The sequence below is a fragment of the Sphingobacterium sp. MYb382 genome (genome assembly GCF_037572665.1).
Lineage (GTDB): Bacteria > Bacteroidota > Bacteroidia > Sphingobacteriales > Sphingobacteriaceae > Sphingobacterium.
In genome coordinates, this window is the sequence record NZ_JBBGZT010000025.1 from 1 (window position 1) to 23,048 (window position 23,048).

The 23,048-nt window shown below is 40.2% G+C and carries 14 protein-coding genes; 4 read left to right on the top strand and 10 right to left on the bottom strand.

Annotated elements, in window-relative coordinates:
- Positions 1-109 precede the first annotated feature (109 nt).
- From WH223_RS13675 to WH223_RS13690, 4 genes are all read left to right on the top strand, one after another.
- Positions 110-400: a transposase gene (locus tag WH223_RS13675; protein ID WP_340047002.1), complete on the top strand. Its 291-nt coding sequence runs from the start codon at positions 110-112 to the stop codon at positions 398-400.
- 143 nt (positions 401-543) lie between these two features.
- Positions 544-1,110, top strand: a complete 567-nt coding sequence (locus tag WH223_RS13680; RefSeq protein ID WP_340048298.1) for an AAA family ATPase — start codon at positions 544-546, stop codon at positions 1,108-1,110.
- Between the two features lie 165 nt (positions 1,111-1,275).
- Positions 1,276-2,523, top strand: a complete 1,248-nt coding sequence (locus WH223_RS13685; protein WP_340048299.1) for a putative DNA modification/repair radical SAM protein — start codon at positions 1,276-1,278, stop codon at positions 2,521-2,523.
- Position 2,524: 1 nt separating this feature from the next.
- Complete coding sequence (locus tag WH223_RS13690; RefSeq protein ID WP_340048300.1) at positions 2,525-3,298, top strand: TIGR03915 family putative DNA repair protein; 774 nt, start codon at positions 2,525-2,527, stop codon at positions 3,296-3,298.
- A gap of 61 nt (positions 3,299-3,359) precedes the next feature.
- Here WH223_RS13690 and WH223_RS13695 read toward each other — a convergent pair whose 3' ends face one another.
- The 10 genes from WH223_RS13695 to WH223_RS13740 form a co-directional block, all read right to left on the bottom strand.
- On the bottom strand, positions 3,360-5,291 hold the full coding sequence (locus WH223_RS13695; protein ID WP_340048301.1) for an IGHMBP2 family helicase: 1,932 nt from the start codon (positions 5,289-5,291) through the stop codon (positions 3,360-3,362).
- A gap of 72 nt (positions 5,292-5,363) precedes the next feature.
- The gene (locus tag WH223_RS13700) at positions 5,364-5,969 is read right to left on the bottom strand and encodes an RNA polymerase sigma factor (protein ID WP_340048302.1); all 606 of its coding nucleotides are present in this window, start codon (positions 5,967-5,969) and stop codon (positions 5,364-5,366) included.
- A 163-nt stretch (positions 5,970-6,132) separates the two neighbouring features.
- Positions 6,133-6,924, bottom strand: coding sequence for a hypothetical protein (locus tag WH223_RS13705; RefSeq protein WP_340048303.1), 792 nt, complete (start codon positions 6,922-6,924; stop codon positions 6,133-6,135).
- Positions 6,925-6,988: 64 nt separating this feature from the next.
- A complete protein-coding gene (locus WH223_RS13710; protein WP_340048304.1) occupies positions 6,989-8,683 on the bottom strand; it encodes a RagB/SusD family nutrient uptake outer membrane protein in 1,695 nt (564 codons plus the stop codon).
- 10 nt (positions 8,684-8,693) lie between these two features.
- Positions 8,694-12,113, bottom strand: a complete 3,420-nt coding sequence (locus tag WH223_RS13715) for a TonB-dependent receptor (protein ID WP_340048305.1) — start codon at positions 12,111-12,113, stop codon at positions 8,694-8,696.
- A 255-nt stretch (positions 12,114-12,368) separates the two neighbouring features.
- The gene (locus tag WH223_RS13720) at positions 12,369-13,556 is read right to left on the bottom strand and encodes a FecR family protein (protein WP_340048306.1); all 1,188 of its coding nucleotides are present in this window, start codon (positions 13,554-13,556) and stop codon (positions 12,369-12,371) included.
- A gap of 277 nt (positions 13,557-13,833) precedes the next feature.
- On the bottom strand, positions 13,834-14,547 hold the full coding sequence (locus WH223_RS13725; RefSeq protein WP_340048307.1) for a helix-turn-helix transcriptional regulator: 714 nt from the start codon (positions 14,545-14,547) through the stop codon (positions 13,834-13,836).
- 143 nt (positions 14,548-14,690) lie between these two features.
- Positions 14,691-16,652: an OmpA family protein gene (locus WH223_RS13730; RefSeq protein ID WP_340048308.1), complete on the bottom strand. Its 1,962-nt coding sequence runs from the start codon at positions 16,650-16,652 to the stop codon at positions 14,691-14,693.
- Positions 16,653-16,678: 26 nt separating this feature from the next.
- Entirely contained in the window at positions 16,679-17,683 is a 1,005-nt protein-coding gene (locus tag WH223_RS13735; protein ID WP_340048309.1) for a PorP/SprF family type IX secretion system membrane protein, read from the bottom strand.
- Positions 17,684-17,712: 29 nt separating this feature from the next.
- Positions 17,713-23,028, bottom strand: a complete 5,316-nt coding sequence (locus WH223_RS13740; protein WP_340048310.1) for a DUF7507 domain-containing protein — start codon at positions 23,026-23,028, stop codon at positions 17,713-17,715.
- Positions 23,029-23,048: the final 20 nt, after the last annotated feature.

Below are 23,048 nucleotides of genomic sequence, written 5' to 3' on the forward strand. Positions count from 1 at the left end.
AGTACAAATGCTGCCGCGGAGTCTTTTAATGCTAAGCTGAAAGCTTTCAGAGCAATATTCAGAGGTGTTAGAGACACGAAGTTCTTCTTATACCGCGTAATGAAATTGTATGCTTAAAAAAAGATGCCCCCCAAGAATTCAACTTGATCCTAAAGAAGGTGCGTTAACCAAACTCGCGCTATGGCATCATCAAGCCGAGAATGCAGGGATAGAATCTTTTGAAAGTGTAGCAAGGTCTATTGCTGCACATCACCCAAATATCCTTCATTACTTTGATAATAGGAGTACAAATGCTGCCGCGGAGTCTTTTAATGCTAAGCTGAAAGCTTTCAGAGCAATATTCAGAGGTGTTAGAGACACGAAGTTCTTCTTATACCGCGTAATGAAATTGTATGCTTAAAAAAAGATGCCCCCCAAGAATTCCGTATGATCCTATTTTAGTAGTTGAAAGTAAACTATACCTATTCCCGGCTCTTCCCAAGAGCTTGATTAAAACCTCAAATATTTCCCATAAATCGACTGACACACAAACAAAAGACAGTAATGAAAATAATAGAAAATAACAATGCTATTGTATTAACTGGTGGCCCTGGTATGGGCAAAACATCACTTATAGAAAGTTTAAGCAAGCTACATTATGAATGCATTCCTGAATCGGGACGAGCCATCATAAAAGAACAAGAAGCTCAAGGAGGCCACAAATTACCATGGATAACACCTGTAGACTTCGCGCAAGCTATGTTTGAACAAGCTCTAATAGATTATGAAAAGGCCCTCGCGCATGGAGAAATCTGTTTCTTTGATCGTGGATTACCCGACTGCATTGGTTATTTAAAGGTGTGCAACCTTTCCGTTCCAGCCGCCTATTGGCAAGCTGCAAAACGATATCGCTATAGCAAAAAGGTGTTTATAACGCCGCCATGGTTAGCCATCTATGAAAATGACGCACAAAGAAAGCAATCTTTCGAAGAAGCCGTTATGACTTACCTGCAGATAGCCAACGTGTACCGTGAATTAGGTTACAATTTGATAGAAGTACCAAAACGTTCCGTACCGAATCGCGTAGCCTTCTTATTGAAGTCAATAGACAACAGGCCTACTAGAACATAGAAAGTTATAGCCCAAATAATATTTCACAAAGCCTCTCGCCTATCTACGCTTCTTTTATTTATGAATCCTCTTTGCTACGGATGGCAGCCTATCCTATTCGTATATTTTTTAAACAAATTAACTAATTACTAAATATTTTAGTAATTTTGTTTCAAAGACGGACATATGGAACGATTGGAAGAAAAACTACGGATCCTTGCTGACGCAGCAAAATATGATGTAAGTTGTAGCTCATCAGGGTCAAAGCGAAAAAATACGGGAGGCATTGGTGATGCTTCTTACTCTGGTATTTGTCACTCCTACACAGAGGATGGTCGCTGCGTATCTTTACTAAAAATATTATTAACCAATCATTGTATTTACGACTGCGCCTTTTGTGTTAGTAGACGCACAAATGATGTAAAGCGCGCCGCCTTCACCGTTGAGGAGGTCGTAGAATTAACCATGAACTTCTATAGACGGAATTATATTGAAGGTTTATTTTTAAGTTCTGGTATCTTCAAAAGTGCAGACTACACCATGGAAAGACTGCTGCGCATCGTCAAGAAGCTACGTACCGAAGAACGTTATAATGGCTATATCCACCTTAAAACAATCCCTGGTGCTAGTGAAGACTTAATTCAAGAAGCAGGGCTTTATGTGGATCGTATGAGTATAAATCTAGAACTGCCAACAGAAATGGGACTAAAGCTCATGGCTCCGGAAAAAGACCACGATTCTGTGAAGAAACCTCTAGCATTCGTCAACAGTAAATTAATCCAATATAAAGAGGAGAAAAAATTGATAAAGCACACGCCTACCTTTGTTCCTGCTGGTCAAAGTACGCAAATGGTTATTGGCGCCACTCCCGAAAATGATTTTGAAATCATGAGCGTAGCTAATGATTTCTACAAAAACTATAACCTCAAGCGGGTGTATTATTCCGGGTATGTACCTATATCGAATGACAATTCTTTATTGCCACAAATTGGTAGCAGACCACCGCTGGTGCGTGAAAATCGACTTTACCAAACAGACTGGCTCTTAAGATTCTATGGCTTTCAGATTAATGAGATCTTAAACACCTCATTTCAACAGCTAGATTTAGAAATCGACCCGAAACTCAGCTGGGCCTTACGCAATCCGCAAAACTTCCCTGTAGATATAAATACGGCCGATTATTGGACCATAATCCGTATCCCTGGTGTCGGAAGACAGTCAGCTATGAAAATAATTCAAGCACGAAAGTTTGGTAAACTTCGAGAGCATCAAGTTAAAAAAATGGGTATCGCATTCAATAGGGCTAAACACTTTATGCTATGCGCTGACTCCATTATCCCTTTGGGGTTCATGGCCATGGATCAGTTACGCAAAACTATTGTATCCAATAGCACGTCCAAAGTTTTAGCTGCACCACAATTAAGTCTTTTCTAATATGACGTATATCTTTGATGGCAGCTACCAAGGCTTGTTAACGGCAGTATTCACAGCCTTTGAGCGTAAAGAATTTAACGTAAACATTTCGTGTGAAAGCACATTTCAAAATGGCCTATTTGAAACTACACACTCGATATACAGCGATGTCGAGAAGTATCAGCGTGTTCAAAAAGGACTATCAAAGTACCTCTCCGTTGATGAAGTATTAGATTTCTGGCGTGCTTACCTTGCTGAGGATCCCGAGATAAACTCCATTATCTTCACCCTTATTATTGAAGTTTTTAAGGGTAATGCAGCTTTTTTACAGAACTATGGGGATGATCGGGTTTTAAAATTTAAGCAAACCCTAAAAAAGATAAATAGAGAACGTCACCGTATGAAGGCTTTTGTACGTTTTCAGAAAAGTGCAGACGGCATGTATTTAGCCGTTGTAAATCCGGATTTCAATGTGCTGCCGCTAATTATTCCTTTCTTCAGAAATAGGTATGCCGACCAACCTTGGTTAATCTACGATGATATACGTAAATATGGAATTTACTACGATTTAAAAACTGTAACTGAAGTAAAATTAACCCTACCTCAGGTCGGTATGTTGCAAACAACATCAGCGGTAACAGACCTGGACGCGAAGGAAAAGAAATATGAAAACCTGTGGCAGAGCTACTTCCAAAGTACAAATATTGAAGCACGGAAAAACTTAAAACTACATATTCAGCATGTACCTAAACGCTATTGGAAGTACTTGCCGGAAAAACAATACGCCATAAAATAAGGATTAGCCCCAACTAGCGCTACACATCAAGCTTACATTCCTTTGCACTTAAAACAAAGTTTTAAGCATCAAACCCTGTGATATCCCACTCCCACACGCTATGGTAGGCGTCTAAAGAAGTCACATAATCGAGCAAACCTTTATAAAAAGGATGCTGACCTATTGTACTGCTATCTCCAATTACAACTAGCTTTTTCTTAGCACGTGTCATCGCAACATTCATGCGTCGTATATCCGATAGAAAGCCTATTTGCTGTTGGCCATTACTACGGGTTAGACTAATATAGATGATATCTTTCTCTTGTCCTTGAAAACTATCAATTGTATGAATTTGCAGCGACTTTTCATAAGGCTTTAAGGAGTCGTCCTCGGCAATAATCTCTTTTAAGAAACCTGCTTGTTTTCTGTAGGGTGCTACCACGCCAATACTTGGAAATTCAGTATCGCCATTTGCGGACGAAATGGCTAAATCTTGAACCATACTACTTAGGTGCTGACGTAGAAAATAGGCTTCACCACCATTAAAAGTACCGTTATCAATTTGTGTTTCTTCAAAACCAGCTCCGGCCGTATCGATAAATATAATCGGGCTATTATCTTGAGGCAATGACCAGTCGGCAACGGCTGGAGCCGCCTGCAAAGCTCCCTTATACAGAACATCGGACGGATATTTCATAATTTGGCTGTTCATACGATACTGCACATTCAGCAAGGAAACTGCAGATGGGTAGTTGTTTACTAATTTCTCAAACAGGGTAACATAAAGACCTTGCCCTGCTTTCGAAGTCGCTTTAACAGTCGGAGGAAGTTGGCAATGGTCGCCAGCGAGTACCACACGATTGGCCTTCAGCAAAGGAATCCAACAAGCAGGTTCTAAAGCCTGCGCTGCCTCATCGATGATAAGGGTTTGATAATGGCGATTGCGAATAGTATGTTGGTTTGCCCCCACCAAAGTAGCCGTAATTACTGCGGCCTTACTAAGCACATCTTCAACGACATAATCTTGGATTTTATCAATCTCCTTCCGTATTTTACGTGACTCTTCCATCAAGGCCTTTCGCTGCTCGCGTTCAGACCTACCAAAACTACGTTTATATTTTTGAGCCATATCCATATAAGCACGGGCCTGCTTCGCTAATGTTTTGGACTCTTTATTTGCCTGGTGATTTTCAACCTTAGCATCTAGCGTTAGCTCTTGTAGGTGTGCCGATACTTTCACTGGATTTCCAATACGAACGACATCAATACCTTGATTAGACAGTCGCTCCGTCAGTAAATCGACAGCGGTATTACTAGGTGCTACCAATAAAATCTGCTCATTATCTTGTTTGACTAATGCTTTTACGGCATGGACCAAAGTTGTTGTTTTACCCGTCCCGGGAGGGCCATGAAGAATCGTTAGTGGATTTGCCGCTAATACCTGCTGTATCGCTAAATTTTGACTCGCATTAAGATGAGCATTGTTATATGAACTTGTGGCTGAAGCTACATGTTCACGAAGAGGAGACTCTCCTATTAATTGTCGAACAAACTCGCCATGCGTTTTATCGGCACGAAGCTTCTCGGCTTCTACCAAGGCATCTTGCATTTCTTTATAGGAATTTTCATCAAACAGGAGATCGACACCTAATTTCCCTCTTCGGCTCCAATCGGGTAGCTCATCAAACTTAAAGGAGATACGCATCGTATCTCGGCTAACATAAGATATAATACCATTTACACGGTCTTCGTTGGCGTCATGATTTGAAAATAAAGAAACAGGCATTCCAAAGCGGAATTTATGACCTTCTGCGAGATTATTGGTTTTACTTACCGTGATTGTTAAATAGTCGCCACGACCAAGCTCACTTTGCGTAATTGCAATTGGGAACCATGTTACCCCTTGCTCCTTTCGCTCTTGAAGGCTACTCTTAAACAGTAAAGTTTCGTGTTGTTGCTTGTCGTAAGCTTGCTCTTCACTTAATAGAATAGTAAGTGCCTCAAAATAATTCATAAATCCCTATTTTCTCTATAATCAGCACAAAATAAAGCTTTTTTTTCATACACAGACCATCTAATAAGAAGTCTACACGAGGGATGTATAGTACATGACGGAGCTAATAAAACTGATAATTAACAATTTATAGGATATATTCTTGCGTTTGAATACTTGTTTCAAGGTAGATATAGCTTTAGAGCGTGCAAAGTAAACGGTACTTAGGCTAGTACCAAGTTCCGAGCAAATTTCTTCATTATCTTTACCCTCCATAATCGAGAGTTGCACCACCTGCCTTTGTTTGTTCGGTAATTTTTCCACCTCAGCGGCAATTTGCTCTATGAGCTCAATATATATTATCTTCGTTAACATATCAGGGTCTTCACTCTCTAAATCAAGGAGTAAAGAATCGTCATGTTGAAATCTATTACGTTTTTGCTTGAGCACATCCAATCCTGCATTACGGGTAACCAAGAACAAAAAGGATTTAATACTATCGGATGAAGAGAAATTTGAGCGGCGCTCCCACAGCTTGACAAAAGCATCAGAGACAAGCTCCTCAGCAACACTTTTGTCCTTCACAATTTTCCATGCAAAGAAAAGCAAAGGCTGGCTGAACTCTTTAATAAAGAAGCTCATAGCAGACTCTCGCCCGTCTTGTAAGTATACTACTTGCTGATCCGCATTGTTCATCATAATGGTTGAAGCACGTGGCTTCCTTGGTTAAATTAAAGTTAACATATAAATAGCAAAAACAGAAATGATTTAACAAGTTTTTGTAGCATCAACTCCTATAGCGTTTACGCAAAAAAGAAGAGGGGCGTAATGCCCCTCTTCTAAAACTAATACAAATAAAATACTATTCTACTGCTCGGAACACCCAATAATAGGTTGTCGCCCAAATAGCTGCTCCCGCTGGCGCATAAGCTAAAACCAATTCTTTATCATTAATTGTCATAATATCAAATTCGTAGATAGGCGAATTTCCTTCCTCTGGAGATTTCCCTACAAGCACTGTTGTGCCTTTAGTTTTAAACTTACCATAAGACCAAATTTTACCATCATCAGATTTCACAACCTGGCTCATATCAAAAGAAAATGAACCGATTAGTTTTTCACCGGTTGATCTAATTTTCTCTAATTTAGCGCCTCTCAATGCTAATACCATTTTAGATCCTACTCCCTCTCCTGCTTCTTGCGCATTCATTTCGGCTTCTTTAACCGCCCACCATGCAGGTGTTACATTAATCAAGTAACCTCCATTACCCCAAACTGCGGGTTTCGTTTCATCCCATTTCCAAGTTTTCTCCTTTCCATCGGTTAAGAAAGCCCATTCAGGCGGAACAGGAAAGGTTAACTCATCAACTATAAAGGTTAAAGTTTTAGAAACCTTGGTTCCTAAAGGATTTAATCCCGTAAAGATAATTTCATTCTCACCTGCAACGACCATCAACACGGTGTCTGTCTTTTTTTGTGTTGTACCAGTACCAAAATCCCAAGATGATAATACAGGACTGTCGTTATTAACGATAATTTTATTACTTCTTTTTCCATTTACCATTAATGGAACAGCTGTAATGTTCAACTCATTTGCTGTAATTTCCGAGCCTATATCTAATCTTTTCTCAATTGGATCGCAAGAAAAAAGCACCAGAACTGAACTTAAGCAACATATATATTTAAAAAAATGATTCATAGCTATAAAATTAAAAACGTTACCATCCAGGGAATTCGGCAGCGGAAGTGCCCCAACCCTTATTTTGTGTCAATACACCATCCGATAAAGCTATCTCTGAGGAAGGTAAAGGCCAAAAACCACCTGTTGCTTCATACCGGGCCTTATAGCCACCACCGAAAGCCTTCATCTGCGTATCTATTCCTTTATTCTTTATGCTCACCCCTTCTTGCTTTGCTAGTTCTGTAGCCGCATCATGCCAACGCATCAAATCAAAGTAGCGTTGCCCTTCAAAAGCCAATTCCCATCTACGCTCTTTCTTCAAAGCAGCTAAAGAGTAACTTACAGGTTGTAGATTCGCACGTAAACGCACTCGATTTAGATTTGTAGCATCTTCTTTTAATTCCGCATGCATTAACAATACATCTGAAAAGCGAATAACCACTAAATCCTGATTATGTGACAGTTGATAGTCTGCCAATGCACCGTCCTTTAAAATAGCATAAGAAGGAACAAATTTTCCTGCAGCATCATATGCTGTTATCGCGATGTACTTTTTCTGCCACAACCCTGTTTCCTCCATCTGCGTATCAGCACCATACTCATAAGTATCCAAATCAGTATCAACATTAAGAATAGAAGCTGCTCGACGTATATCCGTTGGTTCTGCTGCTGCCCACTCTTTCCATAGGTTACTATTCACAGGGCCAGCTCCCCAACCTTGTCCAAATGGGAATGTGTTTTCAACCCCATTTCCCGCACGTAAGCCAAAATGTAGATTATACTGATTAGAAAATCCTTGTTGATATGCAGAATTCCAGTCTACTAAATTTCCGAATTTCACCGCAAATACGGTCTCCATATTTCCGTCACCTACCCATTTGAGGTTATTTTGTTTTACATAATCATAATCCTTAGCAGTAAACGTATTTGTATACGGCCATAGATTTCTAAAGTCGGGTACTAGGTCATGCCCTGAATTTTGGATTCCATTTTCTAACTGCTGAATAACAGCAGCTTTGGATAAAGCCCCTCCTTCTGCCAACGGTAAATCTGCTTTCTGATAATAACCCGTATAGAATAAAAATACACGTGCTAATAATGCTTGTGCCGCCCACTTAGTAGCGTGTCCAGACACGACCTGGCTATACGGCGTCGAAGGCATAAGCTCAATAGCTTTCATCAGATCTGAAGCAATCTGTCCATAGGTTTGATCAGCTGATGCACGAGGTACATTAGTTACCAATGATGTTGTAATCAACGGTACTTCACCAAACATCTGTGATAACTCGAAATAAAATAACGCACGTAAAAAATACACTTCACCAAATACTTGGTTTTTCTGTGCTTCATTTGCCCACCCCTTTACTTGATCTAACGTTTCAAGTGCTGAATTAGCCCGAAATATACCGGTGTATCGTGCACTCCAAAAAGGTAAAAAGCGATTTGGCTCTGTATTCATAAACCTATCTAACCCTTGCATATCACGGTTGTTCTCACCACCGCCACCGAACCTATCATCAGAAGCTAATTCTGCCATGTAAAATGGTGATGACTCAACGAGACTAATTGCGCGACTTAATGCATTATAGGTTCCTACAAGCATCACATTGGCGTCAGCAACATCTACAGGGAAATTGGAAGTATTCTTTTTATCGTAGCTTTCTGAATCCAAGAATTTATCACAAGAAGATAGCATTCCGGCAGCTAAAAGTATTAATAATGTCTTTTTCATGTCTTCGAAATTAAAATTTAAGGTTTACACCAAGCATAAACGTACGTGGTTGTGGGTAAAAGCCCACATCAATACCAGACACCCAAGATTGAGAATCACCATAACCAATTTCTGGATCCATACCGCTATAATTCGTGAAAGTGTACAAGTTTTGAACCGTCGCATAAATACGTCCTTGACTGAATGGCGATTTTTTCCATAAAGATTTAAAATCGTAACCTAAGGTGATATTTTGAAGTTTTACAAAGTCAGCATTCTCAACATAGATATCAGAAATATTCATGTAGTTAGAATGTGCTCCGCCTGTTATTCTAGGGTATCTATTTGATGTTCCCTCTCCATGCCAACGCTGGAATACTTCAGTTGTATAATTTTGCAGAGGTAAATCAGCGAATGAGCGGTATGACTTAGCAATTTGATGCCCGAAAGAACCAATAGCTGTAATCGCTAAATCAAATCCCTTGTAGCCAAAAGTAAGATTTAAACCACCGGTAAAATCAGGATGCGGGTTTCCAATCATCCCTTTGTCGTCATCGGTAATACTACCATCACGATTGCTATCAACAAAAATTACATCACCAGGTTGGGCATTAGGTAAAACACCATGTCCTGAAGCTCGGAGCGCTTCAATTTCAGCTTGGTTTTGGAAGATACCTGCTGTTTTATAGCCATAGAAGTAACCAATAGGATAGCCTACCTGTGCACGATACATATTTTTTGTACTTTGACTCAATACATTTTCCTCACCATAGATAATACCTTCTCTATTATCAATACGGACTACTTTATTTTTATTGTATGCACCATTGACACCTATTCCATAACGGAAATCACCTACATTATCATTCCAATTGAAAGCCAACTCGACACCCGTATTGTTCACATCTCCACCATTAATAAATGGAGCTCCTGTACCAACAGTCGCCATAATAGGAGCTCTAACCAACCAATCGATAGTAGATTTTTTATACCAATCGAACACTACAGCCAATCGATTATTAGCGAACCTAGAGTCAAATCCAATATTAATCTGCTCCGAAGTTTCCCATTTAACATTTGGGTTTGACAAAATATCTGGATATGCGCCCTTGATTAATGTTTCTTTGTTATTTCCAAAATAATAACCATTACGGTTGTCTATAGCAACAGTCGAGAGGTATTGGAAGTTTGGAATACTAGCGTTTCCATTCTGTCCCCAGCTAGCTCTAACTTTGAAGAAGTCTAACCAAGGTTTTGTGTTATTCATAAACTCTTCATTGGTCACGACCCAACCAACCGATGCTGAAGGGAAATAACCCCAACGATTGCCTTTAGCAAAATTGGATGAACCATCGGCACGCATCGTGAAGGAAGCCATATACGTTTCCTTATAGTTGTAGTTAGCACGTCCAAAGAAAGATGCTAAAGAACCGTCACCCCACTTACCGCCAGAAACAGGAAATCCTTCAATAAGCTGACCGTTACCGACCCATGCTTTATCCCATTGATTTGGAAAGGTAGAATTTGAAGAGCTAGCTCCTACATTTTCTCCCATGCCCCATTTTTCTAAAGATTGTCCTGCAACAAAATCCAATTGATGATCCTGTCCAAGTGTGAATTTATAACTTAATGTATTTTCCAAAACCCAATTATGGCCTAAACTTTGGCTTTGAGAGATATCATCTATTGGATTTTCAGAAGTTGTAGACAATTTAAATACCGGTATGTATGAACGGTAAGATGAAGCACTCAAACGGTAACCAAAGTTAGATTTGAATATTAAGTTTTTAATAGGTTGTACCTCTAAATAAGCGTTAGCAGATAGTCCATGACTTTTACTTAAATTCTGTCCACGGCGGTATGTCATATCAGCCATAGGATTCACCGCAGTACCATCAAATCCCCATTTATCGGCTTCTTTACTAGCGAAGTCATAGAAGCCCCCCTGCTCATTATAAGCAGGCAAAAGTGGATTGCCAACCAACATGTTATGAATATCATTCCAATACAAATTACCAATTCCAATACCCGATTTTTTATTAAAGGAATAGTTTAGATTTTCACCAAACTTAATGATTGTAAAATCATCATTCTTTAAAAGGATATGTTCTGAGTTAATACGAAAAGTATGACGCTCGTTATTAGGTTCAACAGGCTTTCCGAAAATACCTTCACGATTTGAAATGGAATAACCAAGGGAAAACTTAGATAAATCATTACCGCCCATCAAGTTAACAGATGTATTACTTAATATGGCATTTTTGTTTAAAATTTCCCGTAGCCAATCTGTTCCATTCCAAGTACCATCCATAATCTGTTGATACTGCTTTGGAATTAAATTTGCCCAATCATAGAGCTCGCTACCTTCATTAAACTTACGTTCATCTTGGATAGTCATATACTCCTTAGCATTCAATAAAGAAGGCATTTTGTAGGCATTCTGCCAGCCTAAATAGCTATCAATATTAACGACAGTCCTTCCTGATTTCCCTTGCTTGGTCGTAATTAATACGACACCATTTGCCGCACGAGATCCATAAATAGCTGCCGAAGCTGCATCTTTAAGAATATCAATACTTTCAATATCGGACGGATTCAGCATATTAATATCACCACCAGGAATACCATCAATTACATATAAAGGATTGGAATTGTTAATAGTTCCCAATCCACGAATAGTTACCTTAAAGCTTTCGCCGGGCATTCCTGAATTTTGAACGATTTGAACACCTGGAGTTTTACTCTGTAAAGCTTCCAAAATACTAGGTGTACTTAATTTCTCTAGATCTTCTCCTTTTACTTGAATCGTTGCTCCTGTACTTAATTTTTTCTTCTGTGTACCATAACCGATAACCACGACTTCGTCTAAATCATCTGCATTAGCCTTCAATGTAACATTGATAATTTGCTGGTTTGCAACGGTTACGGATTGCATTAAAAAGCCAACATTGGAAAACTGTATAACGCCTTGTTGGTTGTTAATAACAAGCACATAATTCCCTTGACCATCTGTTGTTGTTCCCGTACCTGTTCCCCTCAACTGTACAGATACACCGACTAATGGATTACCATTCTCATCGGTTACTTTACCACGGATACTACGCTCTTGAGCTTTCTTGTCGTCCGCTTTGTTGGAAGTATTTACCGCTACGTTTGTACGTTCCGCTTTTTGTAAAACGATGGTACCATCACTTACTTCCCAAGAAATAGCTTTATTAGCAAAAATTGTATTTAATGCTTTCTCTAAACTGACATTCTTCAAATCGACATTTATTGTCGTATTGGCAATATCTTTTCCGTTTAGTAGAAAAGGAATCCCACTTTGCTGCTGCAAATTTTTCATTACTGAAATGAGTGGAGTGTTACTGGCCTTAACCGATACGTTCTGTGCAAAACTTGTTGCAGAGAGCTTCAATATGCTAAGGGCAGTAAATAGAAAGGTTAGTTTCATTTTTAAGGCCCAATTTTTGGATTTAGGATTGGCAGTTTTTCCGCCATAATAAATTCTTTGTAGAAAAATCATATTTTTGTACAATTAGGATTACAGGTTCATAAAAAGTTCATTATCACATTGTTCTTTGTATATCCAAAAAATAGCCGGACAGTGTTGCGCGACATCTGTTCGGTTTTTTTTATGGACAAAGAAATACTAAGTAGGCTTTGGTCTTTTCATTGTTATCATAATTTATTGTTTATAGTTTTATAATTAAGGTAATACGATCAATCGTTGACGGGAGTCCCGTTTGATAGACTTAAACTTTACACCACTCTTCTCTAGCAAACGAAGCACTTCAACTAAATTTTTATCCATCCCAATTTCGCCATATAAATATGTTGAACGAGCCTCTCCCTCAAAACTAACATCAATGTCATACCAGCGGCTAATCTCTCTCATTACTTCTATCAAAGACGTTTCGTCAAAAAGAAACTTATTATCCTTCCATGCGATAAATTTAGCGACATCAACCTCTCGCTTACTGACTCCTTTGGCTGTTGCTATTCCCTGTTGGCTAGGCTTTAAAGAAAGTCGCTGACTACCCGCATAAATATCTACAGAACCATGGACAAGTGTTGTCACCGTAGCTGCATTTTCAGCATATGCTGAAACGTTAAATGCTGTACCAGTAACCTCTATACTTTGTTTATCGGTATTTACGGTAAAAGGAACACGTTTTCCAGCGACAGAAAGTTGTGCAATCTCAAAATAGGCTTCCCCCTCTAGGGTAACTTCTCTTTTATCAATTGCAAAGCGAAAAGGATGAACGAGTTTGGACATAGAATTCAGCCATACTTTACTCCCATCAGGAAGCATAATTTTATAGCGACCACCTCTCGGCACCTCTATCGTTATGAGCTGTTTAGCTAACATTTCTGTATCTTCAGCAAGCACAGGACTACCATCGCTATATTTTAGGGACTCCCCCATAGCGATCCATTCTTTATCATCACGTAGTGTAATACGCTGTCCATCAGGAAGAATAAGCTCCGCTTTAGTTGTGCCAGCTACGACTTCAGCCAAATCACATGACTCATCACCATACATTGGCATGTCCTTAGAAAAATACAGATAGGAGAAGAAAGTTAGTAGCATAGCGGCTGCAGCGCCAACAATCCATGTTAAATGTTTTATTGTACGTTGTTTTATCCGAGGTTGAATACGCTGTATTATGCTTTCTTCAAATCCTTCAAGCCAAACATCATCTTTTTCCTCTTTGAGAGATATATAGTCAATAGCATCAGCATAGATATCGTCGCTTTTAAGCAAATTGGTAAGGAAAACCTCGTGTTCAGGCTTTTCTTGTGCCCATCGCATCAACGATTCAACTTCTTCTACTGTACTATCTCCATCTATATATTTCTTAATAAGCGTGGCAACTTCTTGCGTGGTTTTCATTAAGTATATATTGGTTATTTGGGTTATTACTATTAAAACGAATAATGAGTAAAAACCTTAGCAAGTATTTTCAAAAAATAAATACGGGGAAAATAATTGCTTAACGAAGCAAACGAGAAGGGCTCACAAAGAACATGTTACTTATAAAAGGTCTATTAAATGGTGTAAATAGCCTATAAAAAAACACAGCAGAAACTAACGATACGTAGTGACTGCTGTGTCAAAACAATTAAAGCTTATTGTCCCTCACGTAAGTGGGACAATAAAAAATACATATTTAAGATACTGGTTCTCCCTCCAGTACAGTATCGAGATCAAGGTTTAACTTTTTACGTAAACGTTGTTTCGATTTCTTTACCCCTTCAATAGAAATTCCAAGCCGTAAAGCCATATCTTTATTTTTCAGATTCAGCTTCATCAACGAGAGTAACCTATAATCGCTAGGTGTTAATCCTGGAAATCGATTTTGAAGATTAAGATAGAAATTCGGGAATAACTCATTGAACCACTTTTGAAACATCTCCCACTTATCATCTGCACGCAGATTCATTTGTAACATCAAATGTTTGCGATTCTCGAGTACATTCAAACTGTCATAATCAAAATGCATTAGGGAATGATCATGCCCTAAAGCTTGAACATCAAAATTACGACCGTTATCAAAGTTTAGACCACTAGATACATCTGTAGCTCTACTATTCAAGGTATTTCCCTTTTTACGGTTTCGCTTAAAAAGGACATAAAACAGGAGTAGTAAGGAGACATTACTAACAAACAGCAAGATAACTGTAAAGTAATGAACCCACAACAGGTTAAAACTATCAGGAAGCTTTATACTACTCAAATTCAATAGCAGTATATCATCAAATTGGCCAACAGTATGATTAATATAATCGATACTTTTATCTCTTGCCGCGGCTAAAGCCATGTAATTGTGTTCCCCAAATTGCGATACGCAATCGAACAACAGTTTTGATATCTTCTCGGGCATATGAATTATATTTTAACTACAAATAACCATGTTATAACACTCATTATATGGCAGTTATTTTATCACTCAATTAACTAATGTAAAACAATTCATTAGTAATTATTTTACTGTTTGAGAATTTGTAGACATTGCTCTACGGCACTCTAATACGCTAAAATCTCAATTTCTGTCCGTCGATTTGCTTGATGCTCTGCTGCTGAACAAGATACCCCATTGGAACATCTATTAACTAGCCTTCTCTCTCCATAACCTTTCGCAACTAAACGATTTCTATCAATTCCTTGCTCCACCAAATAATCTACAGCACTTTGTGCTCTACGCTGCGATAGTTTATCATTGTAACGGTCATCGCCCCTGCTATCAGTATGGCTAGATAGTTCGATTTTTAGCGTTGGATTATCACGCAGAGTCCTTACAAGCCTGTTTAAAACCAAGGATGCATCCTTCCTGATATTTGATTTATCAAAATCATAATAGATATCTTCCAATACAAACTTGTCGCCAACAGCTACCACAGGCTCCAAACGTAAGACAACTGAAACCGTCGTATCTTTAGTGGCATGTACTGCCTGTACAGAAACTAAGTCTTCATGATAACCGTTTTTTTCCGCGCGTACATTATAGGCCTTATCTTCCGTAATCTCAAAGCTAAATCCTCCTTTAGCGTCAGACTGATTCTTCGTTATCAAGACATTATCATTATCAAATAGGTAAACGGTAGCTTCAGGAAGCACATTCTCCGTTTTTTTATTTAAGGTGGTTCCTATCAACCTAATCTTATGCGGTGCATTGTAGTACGTGAAAGAGTAGATATCATCATTACCTAACCCACCAGCACGGTTCGACGACAAATACCCTTTTTTATCTTTGCCATCTGCAGTGATGAGTACATAACTAAAGTCATCGGATGCCGTATTTATGGGATACTTAAGATTTTTACGTCCCGTAAAGTTTGTACGCTCACCTTTAACAGCATATATATCGAGTCCTCCCATCCCTGGAAACCCATTACTCGAATAATAAAGTATATCACCTTGTACTACAGGAAATAGCTCATCGCCTGATGAATTAACAGCATCACCTAAGTTTTGAGGCTTTCCCCAGGTGCCATCTGCATTTAGCTCACTAAACCAAATATCCACTCCTCCTAATCCTCCAGGCATATCGGAAGCGAAATACAGGGTCTTACCATCAGGACTAATAGTGGCATGGCCAACAGAATAGTTCTTTACATCGTTATAGGGAAAAGCCTTAGATGTCCAACTATCGCCATTACGGGTATAGATAATTAATTCCAGATTATGTTTTTTGAAACGTAAGCCTTCCTGATAAAATTTTTCCGTGCCTTTTCCAGGATAGGTTTGTGTAACGTAAAAGACATCACCCGAAGGGTCAACAGCGACTGGTCCAACATGATAAGCACCACTATTAATATCGGCAGATAGAAGCTCGGCTTCCCCGAGCTGTAGGCTATTGTTTATTTTATTTGCACTGTGCACCTTAATAAATGCTCTACCCGTCATACCACTAACCTTCTCACCTGCTGCCTCTGACTCTCCGGCAAACAACACTTTGTTTCCTTTCCAAGGCGTTACAGAAAATTGAGCCGTCCCTGTATTTATAGCTAATTCATTTTTTATATCAATCTTTTGTGGATTAGCCATCCATACAATAGCGGAGTCGGCCCCAGCAATCTCGTTTTCTAGCTGTTTCGAATTTCCATACTTATTTTTGTACTGCTCAAATTCCTTTTTCGCTACATCATATTTACCATTCTGCTTTAAAGATTGAGCATAATTCCAACTACTTTGCGGCGAATGATCCTTCTGCTGTAGAGCTCTGGCATACCAATTCTCAGCTTGCTCATATTCATTGATGTGTAAATAGCAAGCGGCTATATTTTCCAAGTCTTCGGTTTTCACCTTTTTGGTGTCTACCAACTTTTTATATAATGCTGCAGAGCGTGCATATTCACCTAACAAAAAGTACTGTTTAGCACGAAAACGAATATCAGGTTGTTCTTGTCCATAAATGTTGAGCGTAATTGTCAAGAATAGCATCGACAGTAGTAACGTTTCCCATCTAACAAAAAATATTTTTTTCATAATGTAACGATTTTGGGCTTAGACAATTAAAAATATCTAGGACTTAACAATTTAACCACAGGCTTACCAAAAGTGACTCCTAGGGTAACCTCATGACTTCCATTTTGATTGCCGCTCATTTTATTAAGCATTACGTCATACGAATAGCCAATACGGAACCGCGGCGTAATGTACAATTGTGCAATAGCTACAGCGGCATTCCGAGAGCTTAGCTTTGCCGCCGATTGATCGGAATAATCACGATTAAAGACTCTACTGCGTGTTCGGTAGCCACCACCTATCCATAAACGATCATGGAAAATAAACATCGCATTTAAGTCTAAAGAGGTAGGCCCCTTAAAGTCATCCTTAACGAGTAAACTAGGACGCAAAGCAAGCTCTGAACTTAAGTTCAAAAGTGCTCCTGCCATAAAGTAGCCGTTAATATTACGATATAAACTTTCTGTAGCGAGCTTATCAAATACGTAATCTTCATTTTCCTTATTCTTCGAGAAGAAATCCTGTACCGAAACACCGACATACCATTTAGGGCTTGCATAATAAACGCCTAATCGAATATCAGGCTTCCATTTCGACATTTTACCGACCGGAATATTTGGATCTGTAGGGTCATTGGGGTCTAGCTTATCACCGTCCAATCCATAGGTTGTAACACCTGCCGCTACGCCTAAACTAAGACGTTTCGTATCTTCATGATCCAGCTGCAGACGTAAGGCATAATTACCATAAATGGAAGTTGCCGATTGTGCACCCAGCTTATCACTCGTCAGCTGAAGACCCACGCCATGACGTCTGCTGACAGGGTCTATAACCCCATCAACAGAGAGCTGTCCGGTTTTAGGCGCTCCATCCCATCCTGTCCACTGGCTACGTAAGCCTAACTGGCCAAACCACTCCTCTTTATATCCAGCGTAAGCTGGATTGACACTAAGGCTATTAAATATGTACTGTGAGAACTGAATACTTTGCTGTCCATAGCACCAGTTAACTGCTAACATCAGTAACATCCCAATTTTGATACCCTTACTCATAAGAATCGATTTTAACATTTTCATTAATCTTATTTCTTAATCAATACCCAGCCTTTGTACTGTGTTCTTTCTCCACCGTTTACCGTATGAATAATGTAGTAGTACGTCCCGTTGTTAAGGCCCTCTCCTGTCCAATTATTTTGGTAGCGTTCGTTTTTATAAACTTCATTACCCCATCTGTTTATCACAATGATTTCGATATGATCAAAGCGTTCAACACCAATCAGCTCAAATCGATCATTTATACCATCACCATTTGGTGTGAAAACATTAGGTATTTTGAACGGATTCGGAACAATTTTTACAATAGCATTGTCCGTACCCGTAACATCTACACCTTGTGGATTTTTACCCGTAACATTAACAACGTTTTCAATTTCAGTCTTTTTGAAATCTTCTGCTGTTACCTTATAACTTGTAGACAATTTAACCTCTTCGCCTATTTCAAGTTTTTCAAGTGTACGGTTGAGCCCGGTCAATGGATCTGTAACAATGACTTTGTACAATACTTGATTACCCTCATTACGAACGACAATCTCATAATCTATCACATTACCAACCTCACTTACCTCACTTAAAAGCGCCGTTTTATCTACGCGAAGTTTATTGATGTATTTCACAGGTATGATGACCTCTGGACTTTCAACTTTAGTCGGCACATCACGCGGATCTTTACCTTCCACATGGGCTATATTACGAACTTGGCCTTTGTTAAAGTCTTCTGAAGTAACTTTGTAAACCAAGTCGATAACAACTTCCTCATTTGGAGCTAGCGTTGCGATTTTACGCGACCAATCTTTGAATAAGATATCCGTAACAACGATGTCTTTCAATAGCGTGTTTCCCGTATTTTTCACCTTAAGCTTATAATGAATCTCTTCACCTACTTTGGTTACTTCATTTCTATCCGCCAGCTTTTCGATAACAAGGTTGGAAACCGAACAAATCGTAAATACAGTAGGATTGTTTGTACCCGCGGCATCACCTGAAAGGTCGCTGACCTTCGTACCCAATGGGCTAACGCCTGTTGCTGTCGCTTGATTACTAATTTTACCAGCATCTAAGTCTGCTTGGCGAACGCTATAACTAGCCGTATAGTTCCAAACTTCACCCACATCTAGTTTATTATTACCGTTCGTATCTCCACTTATTAACGTAGGCTTACTTACTCCAGCTAAGGCATCAGTCAGCTCAATGGTGCTTAGGGATACGTTACCGACATTGCTTACCGCAAAGTGATAAGGAACGATATCGCCAACTTTTAAGGTATAACAAGCTTGTCCATCTGCTTTAGTCAAGCCATGACGTTTAACGACAGCAATACCTGCTGATTGCGTAATAGTCGTTTGAGCAATATCCGTTACAGCAGTAGGTATTTCTTTTGCTGTTACACGAACTGTGTTCACAATAGGGTTTCCATTATCGATACGACCTTGGTCGACCTTATAGGTAAACTTGTATGTCCAAACTTCCTGCTCCTCTAAAATTCCATCCGAATTAAGAGACTCTACTGGTGCTCCGATAGCTGTAATAGACACTTCAGCAAGACCGACTTGGGTTAATTCATCAACGACTTTCACATCCGTTAGATCAAAATTGCCTGTGTTGGTTACTTTAATTGTATACGTTAGTAATTCAGGATTCGCAATGTTCTCTCGATCAACTGATTTGGTTACCGTGATACCAACGGCACGAATGATGATTTTCACCGGTACAATTGGACTGGTACAAAGCGTTTCATTATTCGTTTGTGAAACATAAACGGTGAACTCTCCTACTAAATTTGTTTTAACAAGGTTGTTAATTGATCTAGAGCCATTACCTTGAATGTCTGTATACCAGGTTAAACTATGATTAGGTAAAGCAACAGCATCGTATGCTAGGTCTGCTCCTCCTGTATATGTCATAATTGTACGTGTTACAGGCGCTGGAGGCGTTGCATTCATCTGAATAGCAGCGACATCAGAAACTGTCTCACCGCATGTTCCTGTCACTTTCACATAATAGTAGTTAATGCCTGCATTCGTTGACGTTGGTATATAAGTAGCTGCTGTAGCTCCTTCTATCAATACGCCACCAAGTACACTGTTTGACGTATTTACATACCATTGATAAGTCAATGTACCTCTACCATCGGCAATCACCGATAGCGCAGCGGCACTTACACCTTCACAGTAAATGGCACTAGAAGGTGAAGTCACCACTACGGTCGGCTTGTTCACGACTATGGCAACAGGCGTTGAACGGACGTCTGCGCCACAGTCTCCTTGAACAATAACATAATAATATTGTGTACCTACAACGTCGGTTGCTGGTGTATAGCTCGCTGAAGTTTCGCCAGAAATAGCTGTACCTCCTGTTGTGCTATTACTTGTGTTGCTAAACCATTGATAGGTCAATGTACCTGTACCTTCGGCAATTACAGTTAAGGCCGTTGCTGTTGCGTCTTTACAATACACAGCATCAGCTGGTGAACTTGTAATGGCTGTTGGTTTGTTAACCGTGATGGCTGCAACAGCTGATGTAGCCGCTGCACCACAGTCGCTGCCCACAACTACATAGTAGTATTGTGTACCTACAACGTCGGTTGCTGGTGTATAGCTCGCTGAAGTTTCGCCAGAAATAGCTGTACCTCCTGTTGTGCTATTACTTGTGTTGCTAAACCATTGATAGGTCAATGTACCTGTACCTTCTGCAATTACAGTTAAGGCCGTTTCTGTTGCATCTTTACAGTAGACAGCTTCAGCTGGTGAACTTGTAATGGCTGTTGGTTTGTTAACCGTGATCGCTACAACAGCGGAAGTAACCGCTGCACCACAGTCGCTGCCCACAACTACGTAGTAGTATTGTGTACCTACAACATCGGTTGCTGGTGTATAGCTCGCTGAAGTTTCGCCAGAAATAGCTGTACCTCCTGTTGTGCTATTTGTTGTATTGCTATACCACTGGTAGGTCAATGTACCCGTGCCATCTGCCACAACCGCTAAAGCTGTAGCTGGAACATCTTTACAGTAGACAGCTTCAGCTGGTGAACTTGTAATGGCTGTTGGTTTGTTAACCGTGATGGCTGCAACAGCTGATGTAGCCGCTGCACCACAGTCGCTGCCCACAACTACATAGTAGTATTGTGTTCCTACAACGTCGGTTGCTGGTGTATAGCTCGCTGAAGTTGCGCCAGAAATAGCTGTACCTCCTGTTGTGCTATTACTTGTGTTGCTAAACCATTGATACGTCAATGTACCTGTACCTTCTGCAATTACGGTCAAGGCTGTTGCTGCCGCATCTTTACAGTAGACAGCTTCAGCTGGTGAACTTGTAATGGCTGTTGGTTTGTTAACCGTGATCGCTGCAATAGCTGAAGTAACCGCTGCACCACAGTCGCTGCCCACAACTACATAGTAGTATTGTGTACCGACAACGTCGGTTGCTGGTGTATAGCTCGCTGAAGTTTCGCCAGAAATAGCTGTACCTCCTGTTGTGCTATTTGTTGTATTACTAAACCATTGATAGGTTAATGTACCTGTACCTTCTGCAATTACAGTTAAGGCCGTTGCTGTCGCATCTTTACAGTAGACAGCTTCAGTTGGTGAACTTGTAATGGCTGTTGGTTTGTTAACCGTGATCGCTGCAACAGCTGAAGTGGCCGCTGTACCACAGTCGCTGCCCACAACTACATAGTAGTATTGTGTACCTACAACGTCGGTTGCTGGTGTATAGCTCGCTGAAGTTTCGCCAGAGATAGCTGTACCTCCTGTTGTGCTATTACTTGTGTTGCTAAACCATTGATAGGTTAATGTACCTGTACCTTCTGCAATTACAGTTAAGGCCGTTGCTGTCGCATCTTTACAGTAGACAGCTTCAACTGGTGAACTTGTAATGGCTGTTGGTTTGTTAACCGTGATGGCTACAACAGCGGAAGTAACCGCTGCACCACAGTCGCTGCCCACAACGACATAGTAGTATTGTGTACCTACAACGTCGGTTGCTGGTGTATAGCTCGCTGAAGTTTCGCCAGAAATAGCTGTACCACCTGTTGTGCTATTGGTCGTGTTGCTAAACCATTGATAAGTCAATGTGCCCGTGCCATCTGCCACAACCGCTAAAGCTGTCGCTGGAACATCTTTACAGTAGACAGCTTCAGTTGGTGAACTTGTAATGGCTGTTGGTTTGTTAACCGTGATTGTTGCAACAGCGGAAGTAACCACTGCACCACAGTCGCTGCCCACAACTACATAGTAGTATTGTGTACCTACAACGTCGGTTGCTGGTGTATAGCCCGCTGAAGTTGCGCCAGAAATAGCTGTACCTCCTGTTGTGCTATTTGTTGAATTACTAAACCATTGATACGTCAATGTACCTGTACCTTCTGCAATTACAGTTAAGGCCGTTGCTGTCGCATCTTTACAGTAGACAGCTTCAACTGGTGAACTTGTAATGGCTGTTGGTTTGTTAACCGTGATCGCTACAACAGCGGAAGTAACCGCTGCACCACAGTCGCTGCCCACAACGACATAGTAGTATTGTGTACCTACAACGTCGGTTGCTGGGGTATAGCTCGCTGAAGTTTCGCCAGAAATAGCTGTACCTCCTGTTGTGCTATTTGTTGAATTACTAAACCATTGATACGTCAATGTTCCCGTACCTTCGGCAATTACGGTCAAGGCCGTTGCTGGAACATCTTTACAGTAGATTGCGCCAACAGGCGAAGTCGTAATCGTCGTTAGTTTGTTGACTGTGATCGCTGCAACAGCTGATGTAGCCGCTGTACCACAGCTTCCTGTTACCACAACATAATAATATTGTGTACCAACCACCGTAGTAACTGGTGTATAGCTAGCTGAAGTTGCGCCAGAGATAGCCGTACCACCTGTTGTACTGTTGCTTGTATTGCTATACCATTGATAGGTAAGCGTACCCGTGCCATCTGCCACAACCGCTAAAGCTGTAGCTGGAACATCTTTACAGTAGATTGCGCCAACAGGCGAAGTCGTAATCGTTGTTAGTTTGTTGACCGTGATGGCTGCAACAGCTGAAGTGGCCGCTGTACCACAGCTTCCTGTTACCACAACATAATAATATTGTGTACCAACCACCGTAGTCACTGGTGTATAGCTAGCTGAAGTTGCGCCAGAAATAGCCGTTCCACCTGTTGTTCTTTTGCTTGTATTGCTATACCACTGATAGGTAAGCATACCCGTGCCATCTGCCACAACTGCTAAAGCTGTAGCTGGAACATCTTTACAGTAGGTCGCTCCAACAGGCGAAGTCGTAATCGTTGTTAGTTTGTTGACCGTGATGGCTGCAACAGCGGAAGTGGCCGCTGTACCACAGCTTCCTGTTACCACAACATAATAATATTGTGTAC